At 60.3% G+C, this 18,833-nt stretch carries 16 protein-coding genes; all 16 read right to left on the reverse strand.

The window, feature by feature from the left end; all coding sequences use genetic code 11:
* Nucleotides 1-170 precede the first annotated feature (170 nt).
* Nucleotides 171-1,082 (reverse strand): UDP-N-acetylmuramate dehydrogenase, encoded by a 912-nt coding sequence (gene murB / locus AB5Z54_RS05255; RefSeq protein WP_006234257.1) that lies wholly within the window; start codon nucleotides 1,080-1,082, stop codon nucleotides 171-173.
* A gap of 5 nt (nucleotides 1,083-1,087) precedes the next feature.
* Nucleotides 1,088-2,506 (reverse strand): UDP-N-acetylmuramate--L-alanine ligase, encoded by a 1,419-nt coding sequence (gene murC / locus AB5Z54_RS05260; protein ID WP_368160662.1) that lies wholly within the window; start codon nucleotides 2,504-2,506, stop codon nucleotides 1,088-1,090.
* A 97-nt stretch (nucleotides 2,507-2,603) separates the two neighbouring features.
* Complete coding sequence (gene murG, locus AB5Z54_RS05265) at nucleotides 2,604-3,719, reverse strand: undecaprenyldiphospho-muramoylpentapeptide beta-N-acetylglucosaminyltransferase (RefSeq protein ID WP_006234259.1); 1,116 nt, start codon at nucleotides 3,717-3,719, stop codon at nucleotides 2,604-2,606.
* Nucleotides 3,709-5,202, reverse strand: coding sequence for a putative lipid II flippase FtsW (ftsW, locus tag AB5Z54_RS05270; RefSeq protein WP_368160664.1), 1,494 nt, complete (start codon nucleotides 5,200-5,202; stop codon nucleotides 3,709-3,711). Before ftsW ends, murG begins: the two co-directional genes overlap by 11 nt.
* 35 nt (nucleotides 5,203-5,237) lie before the next feature.
* Nucleotides 5,238-6,644: a UDP-N-acetylmuramoyl-L-alanine--D-glutamate ligase gene (gene murD / locus AB5Z54_RS05275; RefSeq protein ID WP_368160665.1), complete on the reverse strand. Its 1,407-nt coding sequence runs from the start codon at nucleotides 6,642-6,644 to the stop codon at nucleotides 5,238-5,240.
* 9 nt (nucleotides 6,645-6,653) lie between these two features.
* Nucleotides 6,654-7,673 (reverse strand): phospho-N-acetylmuramoyl-pentapeptide-transferase, encoded by a 1,020-nt coding sequence (mraY, locus tag AB5Z54_RS05280; protein WP_006234262.1) that lies wholly within the window; start codon nucleotides 7,671-7,673, stop codon nucleotides 6,654-6,656.
* A gap of 3 nt (nucleotides 7,674-7,676) precedes the next feature.
* Nucleotides 7,677-9,101 carry a UDP-N-acetylmuramoyl-tripeptide--D-alanyl-D-alanine ligase gene (locus tag AB5Z54_RS05285; protein WP_195239097.1) on the reverse strand — a complete coding sequence of 475 codons (1,425 nt, stop codon included), beginning with the start codon at nucleotides 9,099-9,101 and terminating at the stop codon, nucleotides 7,677-7,679.
* A gap of 126 nt (nucleotides 9,102-9,227) precedes the next feature.
* Complete coding sequence (locus AB5Z54_RS05290; protein ID WP_306421710.1) at nucleotides 9,228-10,928, reverse strand: peptidoglycan D,D-transpeptidase FtsI family protein; 1,701 nt, start codon at nucleotides 10,926-10,928, stop codon at nucleotides 9,228-9,230.
* A 182-nt stretch (nucleotides 10,929-11,110) separates the two neighbouring features.
* Complete coding sequence (locus tag AB5Z54_RS05295; protein WP_055309808.1) at nucleotides 11,111-11,581, reverse strand: hypothetical protein; 471 nt, start codon at nucleotides 11,579-11,581, stop codon at nucleotides 11,111-11,113.
* A 90-nt stretch (nucleotides 11,582-11,671) separates the two neighbouring features.
* The gene (gene rsmH / locus AB5Z54_RS05300) at nucleotides 11,672-12,637 is read right to left on the reverse strand and encodes a 16S rRNA (cytosine(1402)-N(4))-methyltransferase RsmH (protein ID WP_006234266.1); all 966 of its coding nucleotides are present in this window, start codon (nucleotides 12,635-12,637) and stop codon (nucleotides 11,672-11,674) included.
* 20 nt (nucleotides 12,638-12,657) lie between these two features.
* Nucleotides 12,658-13,092: a division/cell wall cluster transcriptional repressor MraZ gene (locus AB5Z54_RS05305; protein ID WP_368160666.1), complete on the reverse strand. Its 435-nt coding sequence runs from the start codon at nucleotides 13,090-13,092 to the stop codon at nucleotides 12,658-12,660.
* 462 nt (nucleotides 13,093-13,554) lie between these two features.
* Complete coding sequence (gene xerD / locus AB5Z54_RS05310) at nucleotides 13,555-14,496, reverse strand: site-specific tyrosine recombinase XerD (protein WP_171025140.1); 942 nt, start codon at nucleotides 14,494-14,496, stop codon at nucleotides 13,555-13,557.
* A 2-nt stretch (nucleotides 14,497-14,498) separates the two neighbouring features.
* Nucleotides 14,499-16,160 (reverse strand): CTP synthase, encoded by a 1,662-nt coding sequence (pyrG, locus tag AB5Z54_RS05315; RefSeq protein ID WP_055286060.1) that lies wholly within the window; start codon nucleotides 16,158-16,160, stop codon nucleotides 14,499-14,501.
* A gap of 178 nt (nucleotides 16,161-16,338) precedes the next feature.
* Nucleotides 16,339-16,677, reverse strand: a complete 339-nt coding sequence (locus AB5Z54_RS05320) for a helix-turn-helix domain-containing protein (RefSeq protein ID WP_055286058.1) — start codon at nucleotides 16,675-16,677, stop codon at nucleotides 16,339-16,341.
* Between the two features lie 256 nt (nucleotides 16,678-16,933).
* Nucleotides 16,934-18,415, reverse strand: a complete 1,482-nt coding sequence (locus AB5Z54_RS05325; RefSeq protein WP_006234276.1) for a DUF1846 domain-containing protein — start codon at nucleotides 18,413-18,415, stop codon at nucleotides 16,934-16,936.
* A gap of 174 nt (nucleotides 18,416-18,589) precedes the next feature.
* Nucleotides 18,590-18,833: IS3 family transposase (locus AB5Z54_RS05330; RefSeq protein ID WP_368160668.1), on the reverse strand; the 244-nt coding region annotated here is incomplete at its 5' end.

Raw genomic sequence — 18,833 nt, forward strand, 5'->3', positions numbered from 1 at the left:
GACGCGAGGACTTTTTTGCGGCCGGACGATTACCGAGCTGCGAGCCGACAACCGGACGACTGGTCTGTCGAGCATGCCCGACAGACTTAGAGTGCGCGACGGTATTGCGTTGAGGTTTGGCAGGCGCGCCGGAACGCCCTCCGGCGCGGCGGAAGGTGGGTTTCGATGCTCTAGAAGCCGAGGAATTTAACTTCCGGTCTGAGCTCGATGCCATACGCCTCCCTCACCTTTCCGTGCACATGTCTGATAACCGCGGCAACGTCATCGGCCGAGGCAGTTCCGTTATTAACGATAAAATTAGCGTGAACGGGCGAAACTTCCGCGCCGCCAATCGAAAAACCCTTTAATCCACAATCCTCGATAAGCTTGCCCACGCTCGCATCGGGCGGATTGCGAAAGACCGACCCGCAGGATGCGCGACCCATGGGCTGTGTACGCTTGCGCCTCGTGAGGTACCGCTCCATGCGCTCGCGAATGTCGGCCTTGGGCGCCGGTTTAAGCTTGAGCACGCACTCGAGGATGATCTCATTGCGGGGAAGGCTACATTCGCGGTAGCCCCAAGTGATCTCGGACCCCGCATAATGCTTGATACCGGATGCCGGGTCAAACGTTACGACATCCTCAACCAGCGAGCCAATCCACTCGGTCCGTGTGCCGGCATTCATAGATATCGCACCGCCGACCGAACCAGGGATGCCAACGGCAAACTCAAGGCCCGAGAGGCTACGCGACAGGGCATCGTTGACCAAGCGCGCAAACATCACGCCCGCACCGACCGTCAGCGTACAACCGTCATCGGCAACAACCGTGCGCTGAAACTCACGTCCGAGCGAAATGACGGCACCGCGATAACCGCCATCGGCAACCAGCAGATTGGAGCCCTTGCCGATGATGACCCACGGCACCTGCTCGCGATCGAGCACCGCCACGGCACGGCGGAGGGCATGATAGCTATGGCACGTCACAAAGAGGTCGGCCTTGCCGCCGATACGATAGCTCGTATGACGCGCAAGGCGCTCGTCCTCGATCACATCCGTGTCGATCATGCCCGAGAGCGCCATGACGGCGTTAAACAGACCCATTAGACTTAAGCGTCTTTCTTGGCAGTCAGATACTCAATGAACTCGGGACCGACGGTCGTAACGTCACCAGCACCCATAGTGAGCAGCAGGTCGCCCTCGCCCACCATCTGCTCGAGCTCCTGATTAAGCTCAAGACGGCTGGAGCAGTACACGACCTCCTTGCCAGGATGCTTGGCGCGCACGGTATCGGCGAGCATCTTAGAGGTGACACCCGGAATGGGCATCTCGCCAGCCGAGAACACATCAATCAACAGCAGTTTATCGGCATTGGCAAATGCATCGGCAAAGTCGTCGCACAGGGCCTGCAGGCGCGAATAGCGGTGCGGCTGGAACACGACGTCGACATGCTTGTAGCCCAGCGACGAAGCGGCAGCAAGCGTCGCCTTGATCTCGGTGGGGTGATGGCCGTAATCATCGACCACGGTGATGCCATCGATATCGCCCACGTGGGTAAAGCGACGGCGGACGCCCTCAAAGCTCGAGAGCGCCTTGGCGGCGGAGTCGATGTCAAGGCCCAGGACATGGGCGACGGTGAGCACCGCCGTGGCGTTGAGCATGTTGTGGCGACCGGGATTGCTCTTGATCTCCACAGCATGCTCAGTGCCGTCCTCAAAGCGAACGATAAAGTCACTCTGGATGCCCTTGACATCCGGGTGCATGCAGACGATGTCGTTGCTCTCGGCAAAGCCGTAGGAAAGCACGTGACGGCCCGTCGACTTGGCGAGCTCGACCAGATGCGGGTCCTCACCGCAGACGATGACGGTGCCGTCCTCGCCCACCAGGCTCATGAATTTGGCGAAAGTTGTCTCGATCTCCTCGATACCCGAGTAGTGATCGAGGTGGTCGGCCTCGACGTTGGTCACAATGACCACGTTGGGGTTCAGGAACAGGAAGGAGCTGTCGGACTCGTCGGCCTCGGCGACAAAGTAGTCGCCCGAGCCGTTCTTGCCGTTCGTGTCATAGCCCTCGACAATGCCGCCGATCAAGAAGCTCGGATCCAGGCCCATGCGGTCGAGCATGGTGGCGCACATCGAAGACGTGGTGGTCTTGCCATGCGTGCCGGCAACAGCGACGGTGGTGTAGCCGTGGCCCAAAGCAGAGAGCATCTTGGCACGGGGCCACACGGGAATACCAAGCTCGCGAGCGCGCACGAGTTCAGGGTTGGACTCCGGAATAGCGGTAGAGACAACAACCACGTCGGGCTTGACCTCGTCGATCGTGGCGGCCTCATGGCCCACATGCACCTTCACACCAGCGCGGGTAAGCTGGCGGATATAACGTGACGTCTTAAGGTCGGAGCCGGTAACGGCATAACCGCGCTCGTGCAGAACGAGGGCGATGCCGCTCATGCCGGCGCCGCCGATACCGATAAAGTGGGCGCTCTTAAACTCGGGCGCGGAGGTTGCAGTCTGGGAATCAGCCATGTGCTCGTGTACTCCTTGCGTAAACACTGCCTGTAACCCGTTAACTGTACCGCACCAACCGCATCAGCGCGAGGGCGACCGACGATATCCCGTCTAACTAACGCAAACCCTCTACCGCATCCGCCAGAAGAGCGGCGGCCCTATCCTGAGCCAGACCACGCGCCGCCTGACGCATGGCGTCGCGCGCCGCCGCGTCATCGACCAGGTGCAGCAGCTCATCGGCAAAGGCAGAACCGTCGATATCGGCATCGGCGCAGAGCACGCCGGCCCCGGCGTCGACCAGATAACGGGCATTGGTGGTTTGGTGATCGGCCGTGGCGTGCGGGTACGGCACGAGCACCGAAGGCACGGCGAGTGCAGCGATCTCGGCCACGCTCGATGCGCCCGAACGCGAGAGCACCAAATCGGCAGCAGCCAGCATATCGCCCATGTTGTCGATGTAAGGCTGGACGCGGTAACGCTTCGCCTCCTCGGGCGTCAGCGCCAAAGCGCGCTCGGTCTCCTCAAAGCCGTCGGCACCCGTCGAATGCAACACATAGAGGTTCTTGCGCGAAAGCAGCTCGTTTTTGAGCGAAGCCACGCGCTCGTTGAGGTGCTGGGCGCCAAGTGAACCGCCAAAGACGAGCAGCAGCGTAGCGTCCTCGGGAACGCCAAGTGCCTTGCGGCCGCGAGCGCGATCGCCCTCGATTACCGAGCGACGTACGGGGTTGCCGGTCATGAGCACGTGGCCAGGGTCACCTTCGCGCTCAAAGACCGAACGCGCTGCCGGCACCGAGATGCACACGCGGGCGGCGTGGGAGTTCATCATCTTGTTGGCCAGGCCCGGAACAGAGTTCTGCTCATGCAGCAGATACGGAACGCCCGCGCCCTTGCACCACCCCAGCAGCGGAACCTCGACATAGGCACCAAAACCAATGGCGGCATCGGGCTTGCCAACCTTTGAAAAATGACTGGCGAGCGCACGCTTGGCCTTGTTGACACGCCACAGCGAGGTCAGCGCCGTCCAAGGACGGGAGCGGTCGAAGCCTGTGACCGTAATGGGCACAAAATCAAACCCAGCCTCGGGGACCAGACGACCCTCGAGCTTGCGCGACTGGCCCACGAACACAACGTGGTGGCCACGGTCACGCAGCTCTTCGGCCAAGGCGAGCGCGGGGTTGATGTGCCCTGCCGTGCCGCCGGCTGCAATAGCAACGGTCATTTTATCGGTCATGGTAGTCCCTTCGTACACGCGGTCCCTGGTCGTCGGTACGCAAACGCGCCGACGGGTCTGAGTTCAAATCGATTCGCTTATATCCGCCGCCCGCATTGCGAGGAGTGGGGCGCTGAGGACGACCTTGCGGCGCCGTTCGCTGACGCGGGCGGGCTGCGGGGTCGGTCGCAGAGCCATCCAGGACGGTAAAACCGTTACGCGAAGATCGCTCGCCGCGCACGTGGGGCACGCCGGCGGTACTCTCATCCATAACGGCAAAGCTCTCACGGCGGCGGTCATACTCATCGCGGCGGGCGCTCTCGTACGAAACGCGCAGGATCAACCCGGCAAGCATGAGCGACACAATAATCGACGAACCGCCGTAGCTAATAAACGGCAACGGTTTGCCCGTCATGGGAAACACGTTGAGGATGCCCAGCGCGTTAATCAAAAACTGCACCGCGAGAATGACCGCGGAGCCAGACGCCATAAGCGCGCCCCGACGATCGGTCGCCTGCTCGGCAATGCGAAACGCCGAGTAGATCAGCATCGCAAACACCAAGAAGAACAGCACGGTTCCGACAAAACCAACTTCCTCGCCAATGATGGCCAGGATGTAGTCATTGTGCGCCTCGGGCAGATACGAGTACTTCATGGTTGAGTTGCCGATGCCACGGCCGAACAGACCGCCCGAGGCAAAGGCCATGATGGCAAGCGTGGCCTGATAGCCGTCACCATACTCGTCGGCCCAAGGGTTCAAGGCAACCTGAATACGCACCATACGGTACGGCTCTGCGACAAGCGCAATCACGATCACGAGAATGCCGAAGATTAGCACGCCGATGATAAATCTGGGGTCGAGACCCGCAAACAACGCCATGCACATGAGGGTCAACAGGATGATCAGGACAGTACCGAAATCGGGCTGGATAAAGATCAGAAAGAGCGAAATGCCCAGGTAGATGCCCATCTTGCGAAGGAATTCGTTGATGTTGCCACCGGGCGAAAAGAAGCGATCAAGCATGATGGCCGAATACGCAATGGCAAATGGCTTTAAAAACTCGGAAGGCTGGAACTGAATACCGGCGATGTTGAGCCAGCGCGTGGCGCCGCGGCTGCCGCTGCCCACCAAGAACACCAGAAGCAGTAGCCCTATCATGCCGATAAGGAAGATCCTGAGCACATCCTCCCCAAACCAGCTGTCCGGCAAAACGCGCACGATGGCAATCAGTGCCAGAACACCGACCACGGCAAACGCGGCCTGTCGACCCAGAAAAAACGTCGCCGAGCCATTCTCGTGCAGCGCCTCGACCGAAGACGCCGAGTACACCATCAGCAGGCCAAAGCACACCAAGGTAAACAAGCAGGCCATGAATATCAAACGGGGGCGCATGATACGGGCGGGAACGCCGGCAATATAGCGTTCGCTAAACGACTGCCCGCCGCGGCTGGAACGCGGTGTGATGCGACGTGAGGAAGCACGGTCCGAGTCGGGCCTCCTCATACCTTGTCGGGGGCTCTCCTCTCTCACCGCAACCCCTATTCCATTTGCGATTTCGCCGCAGCGGCAAGCTGAGCCACGTAGTCCTTAAACACGCGGCCGCGCTCCTCATAGCCCGAGAACTCATCGAACGAAGAGCAGGCAGGTGATAGTAAGATCACGTCACCACGGCTCGACAACGAACGGGCAACGTCCACGGCGTCGCGCAGGTCATCTGCCTGGGCGATATCCACATCGCCATCGACATCGGCCTCGTCCATAGCGGCGGTGAAGCGCTCGCGCGCATCGCCAAAACAGACGACCGAGCGCACGTTGTCCATAACGACGCGCGCGAAGTCCGTGAGCGGCGTGCCCTTATCGTGGCCGCCGAGCAGCAAGATCACATCGTCATCGGGAAATGCCGTCAGCGCCTTCTCGACCGCATCGGTGTTGGTCGCCTTGGAATCGTTGACGTAGCGCACGCCGTCAATCTCGCCACACGGCTCCACGCGGTGCTCGAGCGGCTGGAACGAGGCAAGACCGCGGCAGACACCATCGACATCGGCACCGACCGCCAAGGCAGCCGTGGCAGCGCACAGGGCATTGATAACATTGTGATGGCCCGAGATCTTGAGCTCGGATGTAGCGATGAGCGGGGTCTCGACACCCTTCAGGCGCACGACCATCTTGCCGTCGCGCACAAAGGCGGCATCCTCGCCCTCAGGCTCGTCAAAGGCAACCTTGCAGATGCGACGACCCGGCGTGTAGATGTACTCATCGAACTCGTGAATGCCGGCGTCTTCGACGTCGACAACCACCAGATCGTCATCGACCATATTGTCAAACAGTTTGATCTTAGCAAGCGCATAGTTCTTATGGCTCTTATGCCAGCCTAAGTGGTCGGGAGTGATGTTGAGCAGCACCGCCACGCGGGGGTGGAGCTCGGTTGTCGTAGCAATCTGATAGCTCGAGAGCTCAGCCACAAACCACTCGTTGTGGGCTCGGCCGTCAATCTCGTTGACCGGCGGCTCGCCGATGTTGCCGACAGCAACGCTGGCCTCGCCGGCAGCCTTAAGCAGATAATCAGTCAGCGACGTGGTGGTCGTCTTGCCGTTGGTGCCCGTGATGGCAATCCAGTTATCGGGCGACAGGCGATAGGCAAACTCGGGCTCACCCATAATCTGGGCGGCATGCTCGCGCCCGGCCTTAAAGAAGCCCGAGAACTCCGAGATGCCCGGGCACGTCACGCATACGTCATAGGCGCCCTCGACCTGTTCGGTCCCATAGACAAACGACGCACCAGCAGCCTCGAGCGCACGCGTGGCGTCATTGGGCTCAGAGGTGCCGCCGCCATACACGGTAACGGCGCTTACGCGCTCGGGATGTGCCAGCGCCCAGCGGGCGACATCGAGACCGGATTTGCCCTGACCCAAAACGAGCAGGCTAAAGACATCAGCAAGAGGCATGAAAGACCACTATCCCAACTGGAAGAACAGGGCAAGGCCAACGGCACCAAAGGCCGCAGCGATAATCCAAAAACGGATGACGACCTTGGTCTCGGCCCAGCCCTTCTTTTCGAAATGATGATGGATGGGCGCCATAAGGAAGACGCGCTTGTGCGTAAAGTGGAAGTAGACAACCTGAATCATGACCGACAGGGTCTCAACGATAAACAGGCCGCCGATGATGAGGGAGACGACCTCGGTGTTGGTCATGATGGACGTGCAGGCAAACGCGGCGCCCAGGGCAAGCGAGCCGGTATCGCCCATAAAGATGCTCGCCGGATAGCAGTTGAACCACAGAAAGCCCAAGCAGGCACCGGCACACGCGGTGCAGAAGATGGACAGGTTCACGTCTCCGTGCAAAAACGCCATGGCAGCCATGGCGAGCATGGCAATCATAGAGGTGCCGCCAGCAAGACCATCAAGGCCATCGGTCAGGTTCACGGCATTAGAAAGACCGGCGATCATCAGCCAGCAAAAGACAATGTAGAGCCACGGGAACGAAAGGCCGCAGATGGTGGTCGAAAGCACGCCAAGGTCGATCGTCAACCCACCGGGAAAACGAATCTCGGGGGCGACGCCGCACCAGTTAACGGCAAGTACCGTAAAGGTGACACAGATAATGGTTAGGCCGATCATCTTGGCATGGGGCGTCAGACCGAGCGAGCGCCCATGCGTAACGGAGGTCAGGTCGTCAATCAGGCCCAGCACGCCGGTCGCCAGCGTGGCGAGCAGCACGAGCACGAGCTCGGTGGTGAGCTTGCCCATTAGCAGACAGGTCAGCGAGATCGCGACGAGGATGACAACGCCACCCATGGTGGGCGTTCCCTGCTTAACCAAATGACGCTTGGGGCCGTCGGCACGAACCTGCTGGCCGATACCCTCGACCTTGAGCAGCTTGATCCACCACGGCATGAGCAGCAGCGCAATGGCGGCGGCGATGCCAAGCCCCAAAAAAGCCTGATACGTTGGATACGAGGGATTGCCGAACATGGGCTAGCACACACCTTCCACAAAGCGGTCGAGCTCAACAAAGCGGGAACCCTTGACCAGTACAACATCATGTTTTTCAAGCGCGCCGCCCATGCGGTCGAGCACCTGCTGATAATCGGAGAACACCTGGATGCGGTCCTCGTCCATGCCCATCATGCGCGCGGCATCGGCCATAAGCTGGGCCAGCTCACCACCCACGCACGCCAGCATGTCGAGCTTCTTGGCGGCGGCATAGGCGCCCACGAGCTCATGCATGCGAGGAGCCTCATCGCCCATCTCGCCCATCTCGCCCAGGATCGCCATACGAGACCCCGTGCACGATAGCGAGCACAGCAGATCGAGGCCAGCAGCCATGGATTCGGCACTGGCGTTATAGGAATCGTCGATGACGCGGGCACCGCTCTTGGCGCGCTTGATCTCCTGGCGGTGACCGGTGATCGTGAGGCCTCTAAAGGCAGCATCAATCTGCTCGGGCGTCACGCCCAGGCGATAGGCAACTGCGGCGGCCTTAACGGCATTTGGGACGGACTGCACGCCGGGGATGGCAAGCATGGTATCGGTCGTCTCACCCTGGCCAAAATCGAGCGTAAAGACCGGACGGCCCTCGTCATCAACACGAATGTCGCGGGCACGGACCTCATCATCGTCCGAGACGCCGGCCAGCATCACATCGATACCAGCAGGCTGGGCGAACGTATCGCGAATGAACGGCGTAAAGTCGTCCTCGCCGCCCAAAACCAGCAGCGGCAAGAAGTCGCCGGCGGCGCACATGCCCTGGACAATCTCGGCCTTAGCGCGGGCGATGTTCTCGCGGCTGCCCAAAATGCCGATGTGAGAGGTACCAATCTTGCTCACGATGGCAAGGTTGGGATTGGCGGACTGGGACAGGCGCTCAATCTCGTGGAAATGGTTCATGCCCATCTCGAGCACCAGGACCTCGGTATCGGCCGGAGCGGAAAGCACCGTGAGCGGCATGCCGATCAGGTTATTGAAATTGCCCTTGGTGGCCCAGACACGATAGCGCTTGGCGAGCACGGCGGCGAGCACGTCCTTGGTCGTCGTCTTGCCGATGGAACCGGTAATACCAACGACCAGGCAGCCAAGCTCCAGGCGATACGTGTGCGCCAAACGCAGCAGAAACTCCTCGGGATCATCGGTCAGCAGGATGGCGCACCCCTTGTCCTGCGCCAGCGAGACCAGCTCGGCCTCGGGCTCACGCGTCATCACGACGGCGCCGGCACCCGACTGGACGGCACGGGAAGCAAAATCATTGCCGTCGACGTTTTCACCGGGAAAGGCGACGAAAATCGTCCCTTCCTCGACCTGGCGCGAGTCGATAACGCACCCGCGGCATACCCGATCGGCTTCTCCCGTCACGGTTCGGGCCCCTGTTGCGGCCGCGAGGTTGTTGACGGCGATCTCTATCATTGCAGCTCCCCTGTAAACCTAATAATGCTATCGGCGTATTGTATCCCAGCGCCGCACATGCGTGGTGCAGGGCATGTGAACACCCTCATATGGGACAACAAACCACGCCCCAAAGATTGTAACCCCCTACTTCGTGTGCGGGATACCCAGCACGTCGAGCGCGTTGGCCATAATGGACTGGAACGGCACCGCAGCGGCATCTGAGCCGCTCGGCGTTCCGTCGAGCGTGATATAGCACAGCACCTTGGGCGATTGTGCCGGTGCAAAGCCCATAAAGGACGACATGTAGTTCTCCTTGAGGTAGCCGCCGTTCTCGTCGGCACGTTCGGCCGTACCGGTCTTACCCGCCACGTCATAGCCGTCAACCGCGCCGCCAACGCCCGTTCCCTCGGACACGACCGTCTGCATGCACGATGTCACCTGGGATGCGGCGTCCTCCGAAATCGCGCGCTCGCCTTCGCCCCAGTCCTTCTCGTCGCCCTTGCTGGACTTATAGAAGTGCGGTGTCATCATCACGCCGCCGTTGGCGATGCCGCCCACGGCACGTGCGATCTCAATCGGCGAGACAGACAGTGCCTGTCCAAAGCTCATCGAGCCCAGCGTGGCGCCGTCATACTGGTCACGCTCCTTGACGATACCCAGGCTCTCTCCCGGAAAATCGACACCCGAGCTGTGACCGATGCCCCACTTGTCCACATAGGCGGCAAAGTCGTCGGCACCGATCTTGCGCCCCACTAGGACAAAGCCCACGTTGGACGAACGGCGCATCATCTCGCGCACATCCATGGTCATGGCATAGTCGCGCTTGTCGGCATCGGTGACGGTATCGTCGCCCACCTTGATGCTCGCCGGCACCTCAAACGACGTACTCGATCGCACGACGCCCAAGTCGAAGCCGGCGCCCGCCACGAGCGTCTTAAAGACCGAGCCGGGCTCGTAGGCGTCGGTGACCAGGCGCAGATTCATATCCTCGGTCTTGGCATTCTCCAGATCGGTCTGGTCGTAGGTCGGGTACGAGCAGGCTGCCAAAATCTCGCCTGTCGTAGGATCGGTGACCAGCGCCGAGCCGTTCTTGGCCTTAGTCTTCTCAACTGCCTCTGCCAGGGCATCCTCGGCCGCACGCTGGATATTGACGTCGAGCGTCGTCACGATATCAACGCCGTCGACCGCAGCCACCTTTTTATAGGCACCGCCCGCGATATAGCTGCCGTCCCTCGCGCGCTCGCGTACGAGAGAACCGTTCGTGCCGGTCAGAAGCTTGTTGTATTGCTTTTCGAGACCCGTCAAGCCGTCGTTGTCTACATTCACTACACCCAGCACCTGCGATGCCAGATTGCCGTATGGATATACGCGCTTCATGGCCTGCTCAAAAAGCACGCCGGGCAGGTTCTTCTTCTCCAGCGCCGCAACATCGTCTTCGTCCACCTGGCGCTTGATATACACCCAGGTTCCATCGGACTCAACGAGCTTGCGGCAGGTCTTTTTATCGATTCCAGTTGCCTTGACCAGCGCCGACACCGTCTTGTCAACATCCTCGACAAGCTGCGGGTTCACGGCGATGTTGCGACATTCGACCGACGACGCCAGCACGTTGCCGTTGCGGTCGTAGATGGTGCCGCGTTTGGCATAGAGGGTCTGCGCAAGCAGGCGGCGCGCATCGGCACGCTCGCGCAGTTTATCGGCTTCGACAATTTGATAGTCGGCAAGGCGAAAGACGCCCAAGCCCAAGCCAAGCCCGATGAAGCCCATGACGGCTTTGCGGCGAGGCAGAGGCGCGCCTGTGAGCCATTCGGTCGACGAACTCTTGCGCGACCTGGTGTTATGCACTTGAGGGCCGCCCGAGCCGCGAAGTCGCGACGCCGGGTCGTTGCCACGGGACCGCCCGGCGTTGTAAGATTGCCGACCCGTTCCTTGATAACCAGAACGTCCCCGCGACGAGGGACGTCCAGAACCGCGGCCCCCATCGGAACCGCGGCGATAGTCATTTGTCATACTCAACTACCGTCTTGCTACTGAGCGGTCGCGGTCGCGTTGGCGCCCGCGGCTGCATCCTGCGAAAAGTCAAGTGTAACGCTCTCGCTGGGCTCCACCATGCCATAAGCGCCCGCAAGGTCGCGAATGCGCGTGTCGGCGCCATAGACCGAATGCATGACCTCCAGGTCGGAGCTCTCATCGGTCGCCTTTTCGAGCGTGCTGGTAAGCTCGGCGTTGCTGTTGAGCACCTGGGCCGTAACGCCGGCGAGCGCCACGCGGGCGACGCCGATCGTCATGAAGATAGCCGCAATGATGCAAAACGTTTTAAGAACGCTCATGAAAACCGGGCTTACCGCCTGGTTTGCCTGACGGCCCGCGCCCGTGTAGACATCAAAGCGCGGCGCGCGCTGCTCACGGGGAGCAACGGGGGCCTGCGGCGTCTCACGATAGGCGGGCATGGCGTTCATATCATAGGCGAGTGCTGCGCTTGAAGTGTTGTAGCCCATGATATGCCGCCTCCCATCCCGAGTACGTTGGTAGTGTGTTTAAGCTTCGTTTATGGTGCGAGCGGGAGGTCCAATATCGCGCGGTCGCGCCTACAGACGCTGCGCCACGCGGATTTTGGCTGATCTCGCCCGAGGGTTGCGCTCAACCTCATCAGGCTGGGCAACCAAGGGTTTGCGGGTGATGACCTTGAGTATCGGCACGTTGCCGCACACGCACACCGGAATCTCCGGCGGACACGTGCACCCCTGGCTCATCTCCTTAAAGTGGTTCTTTACGATACGGTCCTCGAGCGAGTGATACGAGATGACGCAGATACGTCCGCCCGGGTTGAGCCACCTGGTGGCGGCATCAAGCCCTCGTTCGAGCACATCGAGCTCGTGATTGACCTCGATGCGAATGGCCTGGAAACTTTTCTTGGCCGGGTGTCCGCCATGCCGACGAGCGGCAGCCGGGATACCCGCCTTGATGATCTCGACAAATTGGCCGGTGGTTTCGATCGGTTCTTGCTCGCGGCGGCGCACGATCTCGCGCGCAATCTGCGAGGCGAACTTCTCTTCTCCGTAGACGCGTAGAATCCGGGCGAGGTCGTGTTCGTTATAGGTGTTGATGACCTCAGCTGCGTTTAAGGTGTTATTACCCGGATCCATCCGCATGTCCAATGGGGCGTCCTCGTTATACGAAAAGCCCCTGCCAGGGATATCGAGTTGCGGTGACGAAACGCCCAAATCGAACAGGAAGCCATCGACCCCGGGCACCTCGGCCGAGCAAAGCAGCTCGTCCAAGTCGCCGAAGTTGCCCTTCAGCAGCTGGTGCGGAACGCCGGGGACCTCGCGGTCCAGACGGGCGCCAGCGGCCTCGAGGGCCATGTCGTCCTGATCGACGCCGAGCAAAAGGCCCGTCTCCCCCACCTGCGCGGCCATCTTTACCGAATGGCCGGCACCGCCAAGGGTGCAATCGCAGACAACGGAGCCGCTCTTTAGCCGCAGCGACTCAAGCACTTCGCCGAGCATGACAGGTTCATGCCGATATTCTTGTGTCAAGATCCCACGCTCCATCCGTTACCCGTGCCTTGCCCTTACGAGAAGAAGAGGTCCAGCAGGGCCTCATCGTCATCGTCCTCATCGGCCGCGGCGCGATCCCAAACCTCAAGGTGGTCGTAGTTGCCCACAACCGTGACCTCGCGGTCGAGGTTCGCCTGCTTGCGGAGAGACTCGGAAAGACCGATACGACCGGCGCTGTCCACGTCCATCGACGTGGTGCGCTTGTTGATCGCCCTCATGAGCTTCTGGTCGTTGATGTCACGCGGGTTAAAACCCTCGTGGCCCTCACGACCCGCGAAGAGTCCTTCGACCCACTTATCGAAGGCCTCGGCAGAGAACACGTACAGAGCATCGACATCCAGGGCTTTGAACACGCGAACGTGCTCTCCAAGCTCCTCGCGAAGGGGTGCAGGCAGGGACAGACGACCTTTTGAATCGAGATTGCGCTCGTATGCACCCGTCATTCCCATGTGCGCCCTCCCCTCGGTTACTCAGATGGCACGTACGCGGGGAACCACCCCGCCTGTCGACGTCATCAATAATATGGGGAACCGCCCCATTTTTCAACACCTTTCCCCACCCCTTCCCCCACCACGCCCCACCACTCCACCCTCAATATGTTGTAAAACACCCCCGAGCATATGTTCGAGAACACAATATGTTGTGTTTGCAGCAAAGGCGTGATGCCACCTGTAGAACCACGCCCGCGAACCTCAACCTTCAAGTTGACCTTGAGGCGATTTTTACGTCCCTTTACACGCCGTTCACATCGCCCCCAAACTCCCCCACCCACGACACACACGGCCCACCACCGCGTCGGTGTCTGGCGAAAAATGGGACGGGCCCCAGATTGCCCATGCGCGCAAAAGTGCGTCTCGGCAATCTGGGGCCCGTCCCCTTTAATATTTATAAATATGCAGGTCAGCGAGGTGCTAGCGATGTGCCAGCGGATGCGCCGCCAGATAGACCTCGGTCAGTTGCGTACGATCGACATGCGTGTAGACCTGCGTGGTCGATATATCGGCATGTCCCAAGATCTCCTGTAGCACACGGAGGTCTGCGCCGCCCGCAAGCATATGGGTGGCAAAGGAGTGACGCAGCGTATGGGGATGGAGCCCCACCAGTCCCACCTGGCGCCCGTAGCGCTCACAGATGGCATGGATGCCCTGGCGCGACAGACGGCGGCCGTTCTTATTTAAAAAGACCGCCGAGGTCTCGGTTCCGCGGGCATGGGCCGCCAAGCGAGAACGCCCCTCAGTTACATAAAGCGTCAGAGCTCGCGCCGCGCTTCCTACCAGCGGGGACAGGCGTTCCTTCGAGCCCTTACCACGAACGAGCACAAAGCCATCGTCGATATGGATATCGCCCACATCGAGCCCCACCAACTCGCTCACACGCAAACCGCATCCGTAGAGCACTTCCAAGATGGCATGGTCGCGCAAGCCCATCTCGCCCTCGGGGAAGTCTTGATCGAGCAGCGCCGAGACATCCTCCACCGATAGATACTCCGGCAAACGCTCAGCCTTTTTAGGCAGGCGCAACGCCGCCGTTGGATTTTGGGCCACAGCCCCATCGCGCACCAAAAAGGCATGCAGGCCCTTCACGGCCGCAAGCGCACGCTCCACCGAGGCATCCGAATAGCCCCCATCGCGACGGTCGGCGACAAAGCCCTCCACGACCTGACGGGTCACCTCTTCAAAAGACACAATACCCGCCCGCTCCAGATAGGCGCAGTACGTCGTCAGGTCACGACGATAGGCCGCAATCGTGTTGCGCGCCAAACCCCGCTCGACCGCGAGGTAATCGAGATACTCCCCCGCCGCCACGGCGAGCGACGAGGGAGTAGCTTCGGTATGTTCCTTATTCGCCGGCACCCTTAGTCCGTAGCGAGGTTCATGGGCGTCACCTGCAGACGGTCGACACCCTCGTGCTGGCCGATCGAAGCGCGCACGAACTCGCGGAACAGCGGCTGCGGGTTGGTCGGGCGGCTCTTGAACTCGGGATGAGCCTGGGTTGCCACATACCACGGATGCACGTCGCGCGGCAGCTCGACCATCTCGACCAGGCGCTCGTCGGGCGACAGACCCGAGATAACCAAGCCGGCGTCCTCGAGCTGGTCACGGAAGGCGTTGTTGAACTCAAAGCGATGACGGTGACGCTCGTAGACGAGCTCCTCGCCATATGCCTCGCGAGCAAGGGTATCGGCGGCGAGCTTACACGGATAGGCGCCCAGGCGCATGGTGCCGCCCTTCTCGGTCACGTCCTCCTGCGAGCTCATCAGATCGATGACGCTAAACGGGCCATCCGGATCGAACTCGGAGGAGCTGGCGCCGGCAAGGCCGACGACGTTGCGGGCGAACTCGCACACGGCCACCTGCATACCCAGGCAAATGCCCAGATACGGAATCTTGTGCTCACGGGCAAACTCGGCCGCGAGGATCTTGCCCTCCAGGGCGCGCTTGCCAAAGCCGCCGGGGACCAGGATGCCCGAGGCGTCGCCCAGAACCTCGGAGACATTCTGCTCGTCGAGGCTCTCGCCGTCGACCAGCTGGACGTCCACATGGCGATCGTAGAAGACGCCCGCATGGTGCAGGGCCTCGATAACCGACAGGTACGCATCGGGCAGCTGCGTGTACTTGCCCACGACAGCGATCTTCACCTTGTCGGCGTGATGGTTGGCGTGATTCTGTTTGCGCAGGAACTCGTTCCACTCGCTCATGTCGCGCTCACGCGGGTCCAGACCCAGGCGCTCGCAAATGCGCAGGTCAAAGTCCTGCTCGGCAAGCAGCTGCGGAACATCGTAAATGCTCGCGCAGTCCTCGTTGGTAAAGACACAATCGGTGTCGACGTCGCAGAAGCTTGCGATCTTTCCGCGGATAGCGTCATCGATATGGTGGTCGGAGCGCAGCACGATGATATCGGGCTGGATGCCAAAGCTGCGGAGCTCCTTGACGGAATGCTGCGTGGGCTTGGTCTTGACCTCGTGGGCGGCGGCGATATAGGGAACGAGCGACACGTGGATGTAGCAGACGTTCTCGGGGCCGGCCTCCTTGCGGTACTGACGGATGGCCTCGACAAACGGTTGGGACTCGATGTCGCCGATCGTGCCGCCCAGCTCGGTGATGACTACATCTGAGCCGGTCTGCTCCTCGATGCGGCGGAACTTGTCCTTAATGGCATTGGTGACGTGAGGAATCACCTGCACGGTACCGCCCAAAAAGTCGCCGCGACGCTCGCGGGCGATCAAGCTCTTATAGATGGCGCCGGTCGTAAAGTTGGAATCGCGGGTCAGGTTCTCATCAATAAAGCGCTCGTAATGACCCAGGTCCAGGTCGGACTCGTAACCATCCTCGGTAACGAAGACCTCACCATGCTGGAAGGGGCTCATGGTACCGGGGTCGACGTTCAGATACGGATCAGCCTTCTGCATCGTTACTTTGTAGCCACGCGACTTGAGCAGACGGCCCAGCGAGGCCGCGGTGATACCCTTGCCCAGAGACGAAACCACGCCACCGGTTACGAACACATGCTTGGTCATATTGAGTTACCTGCGCTTCCCGTAGAAGTTGTTTATCCACATCTTACGGGTCTTCATTGTAATACTCGCGCCGCGGACCGTTCGCAATTTTTCTCGCGTGAGATTGCATTTCTCAATCTTGAAACAAAACGCCGCCCGGTTTCCCAGGCGGCGTCGCTATGGCAAGGGTTACATGCTGCTATCGATCAGAAACCTCGTCCTCAAGCATTTCTTGAACGAGCATGCCGGTACGGACGCCCTCAAGATACCACTCGCCACGTTCGGTGAGGCAAATGCCATTTGCAAGCTGACCGCCGTCGTCGCTATAACGCGAGACGACATCAATCATGCCTTCGGAATCCAAGCGATCGATTGCGGCGCGGGCACGATACGGCGAAACCCCCACGCGCTCGGCAAGCGTTTTGCGCGAGAAACCATACGGCCCGCCATTGTCTTCGGTTTGCTGGTCGATCTCCATCAATACCAGCACCTCGACACGCTTCATATCGTTGACACTCGCACGACCCTTGCCCGCCATAGCAGCCTCCTCAAACCGAGCACGAGCATCTAACGCGCCGTGCGCGACCGACACACCTCACGATGGCAGGTAATATCCATCATGCGGCATCCCGCTAAGGATGAAACAGTTACGGTTATTGTATACCGCTCAAATTGTTTCTAGGCAGGTAAACAGCTACTTTTCGCCGAAATAGGCGCTTTATTGATCAAAAAGCCGTACCGGGCGCTAACCCGATACGGCCAAAATGCAATGCAATTACCGCGGTGCTTCAAACTTAGCGATGGAAGAAACCGCGGCGCTCAAACTTGGGCTCGCAGCACACGTTGATACCCAGTTTGCGCAGTACCGTCTCGTCCGTCGGCGAGATAATCACGCTAAAGAAGGCATCGCAACCGCGCAGCTGCTCCAGGCCCGAAAGGACGCGAGCGGCCGTCTCACTCGTGGCCGAGGTGATCGACAGCGCCATAAGCGTCTCGTCGGTGTGGAGGCGCGGGTTTTTGCTGCCCAGGAAATGCGTCTTGAGCTTGCTGATGGGCTCGATCGCTTCATCGCTAATGACCTCGAGCTCAAGGTCGACGCCCGAGACATGCTTAAGTGCATTCATGATGAGCGAGCTCGCGGCGCCCAGGCGCGTGGAAGTCTTGCCGGTCACCACGGAGCCATCGGGCATGACCATGGCACCCACGGGACCACCCGTCAGCTGCTCCCTGGTGAGGGCTGCCGAGCGCGCCGGTGAGTAGTTCTTATCGATGCCGGCTTTCTTCATAATAATCTTGAGACGGTCGACTTGCTCATCGCCCACGCCGGTACGGCGCACATTTTCGACCGCGGTAAAGTAGCGGCGGACGATCTCCATCTTGGAAGCGTCGCGGCAGGCATCGTCATCGGTGATGGCAAAGCCGACCATATTGACGCCCATGTCCGTAGGGCTCTGGTAGGGGCTCTTGCCCAGGATCTTTTCCATCAGGGCACGGACTACCGGGAAGGCCTCGACGTCGCGGTTGTAGTTGACCGTGGTCTTGTTGTAGGCCTCAAGGTGGAACGAATCGATGATATTGGCGTCGTCGAGGTCAGCCGTGGCGGCCTCGTAGGCAATATTGACCGGATGCGTCAGAGGAAGATTCCAGACAGGGAAGGTCTCGAACTTGGCATAGCCGGCGGCCGTGCCATGCTTGTGCTCGTGATAGAGCTGAGACAGGCAGGTGGCAAGCTTGCCCGAGCCAGGACCGGGGGCAGTGACCACGACGAGCGGTCGGGTGGTCTCGACAAACTCGTTCTTGCCGTAGCCATCGTCGGACACGATCAGATCGACATCGTGCGGATACCCCTCGATGGGATAGTGCAGCTTGGCGGGAATACCGAGCGCGTTCAGGCGGTTGCGGAACACATCGGCAGCGGGCTGGCCGGCGTACTGGGTGATGACCACAGCCGCGACAGCAAAGCCGTTGCCGCGAAACAGGTCAACCAGGCGCAGCACATCCTCGTCATAGGTAATGCCGAGGTCACCACGAGCCTTGTTTTTCTCGATGTGGTTCGCGTTGATCGCGATGATAACCTCGACATCGTCGGCGATGCTCTTGAGCATGCGGAACTTGCTGTCCGGTTCAAAACCCGGCAGCACGCGGCTCGCATGATAGTCATCGAACAGCTTACCGCCAAACTCCAAATAGAGCTTGCCACCAAACTGCGAGATGCGCTCCTTAATGTGAGCAGCCTGCAGCTCGATATACTTCGCGTTGTCGAAACCCTGGCGCATGTATGGCTCCCGTCCCGTTTCCATTTAATGTTCTAGGCGATTATAACGGAGCCCGCCCTCCCCGATACCCAGACCATCAACAGGCACCAACCAAACACGCCATCGATAAGTTGCGGTGAAATAGTTCCCGTTTAACCCCTCAAGAGGGGGTGCGGACGATTTCTTGGACCGCGCCTAGGCGTATCCAAGCTTCCTGCGGTACTCCATCGGGCTGAGCCACCCGAGGGACTTCTTGATCCGCTCCTCACGATAGTACACGAGGTAGGCCTCGAGCCTGCCCATGAACTCCCCGGCCGTCACGCCCTCCCAGTCCCTGTAGTGGAAGAACTCGTTCTTGAGGCGGCCGAAGAAGCCCTCGCAGGCCGAGTTGTCCGGGCTGCAGCCCTTCGCGGACATGCTCCTGGCCAGCCCGTTCTCC

Source organism: Collinsella aerofaciens (assembly GCF_040910185.1).
In the GTDB taxonomy this organism is placed as follows: domain Bacteria; phylum Actinomycetota; class Coriobacteriia; order Coriobacteriales; family Coriobacteriaceae; genus Collinsella; species Collinsella aerofaciens_BF.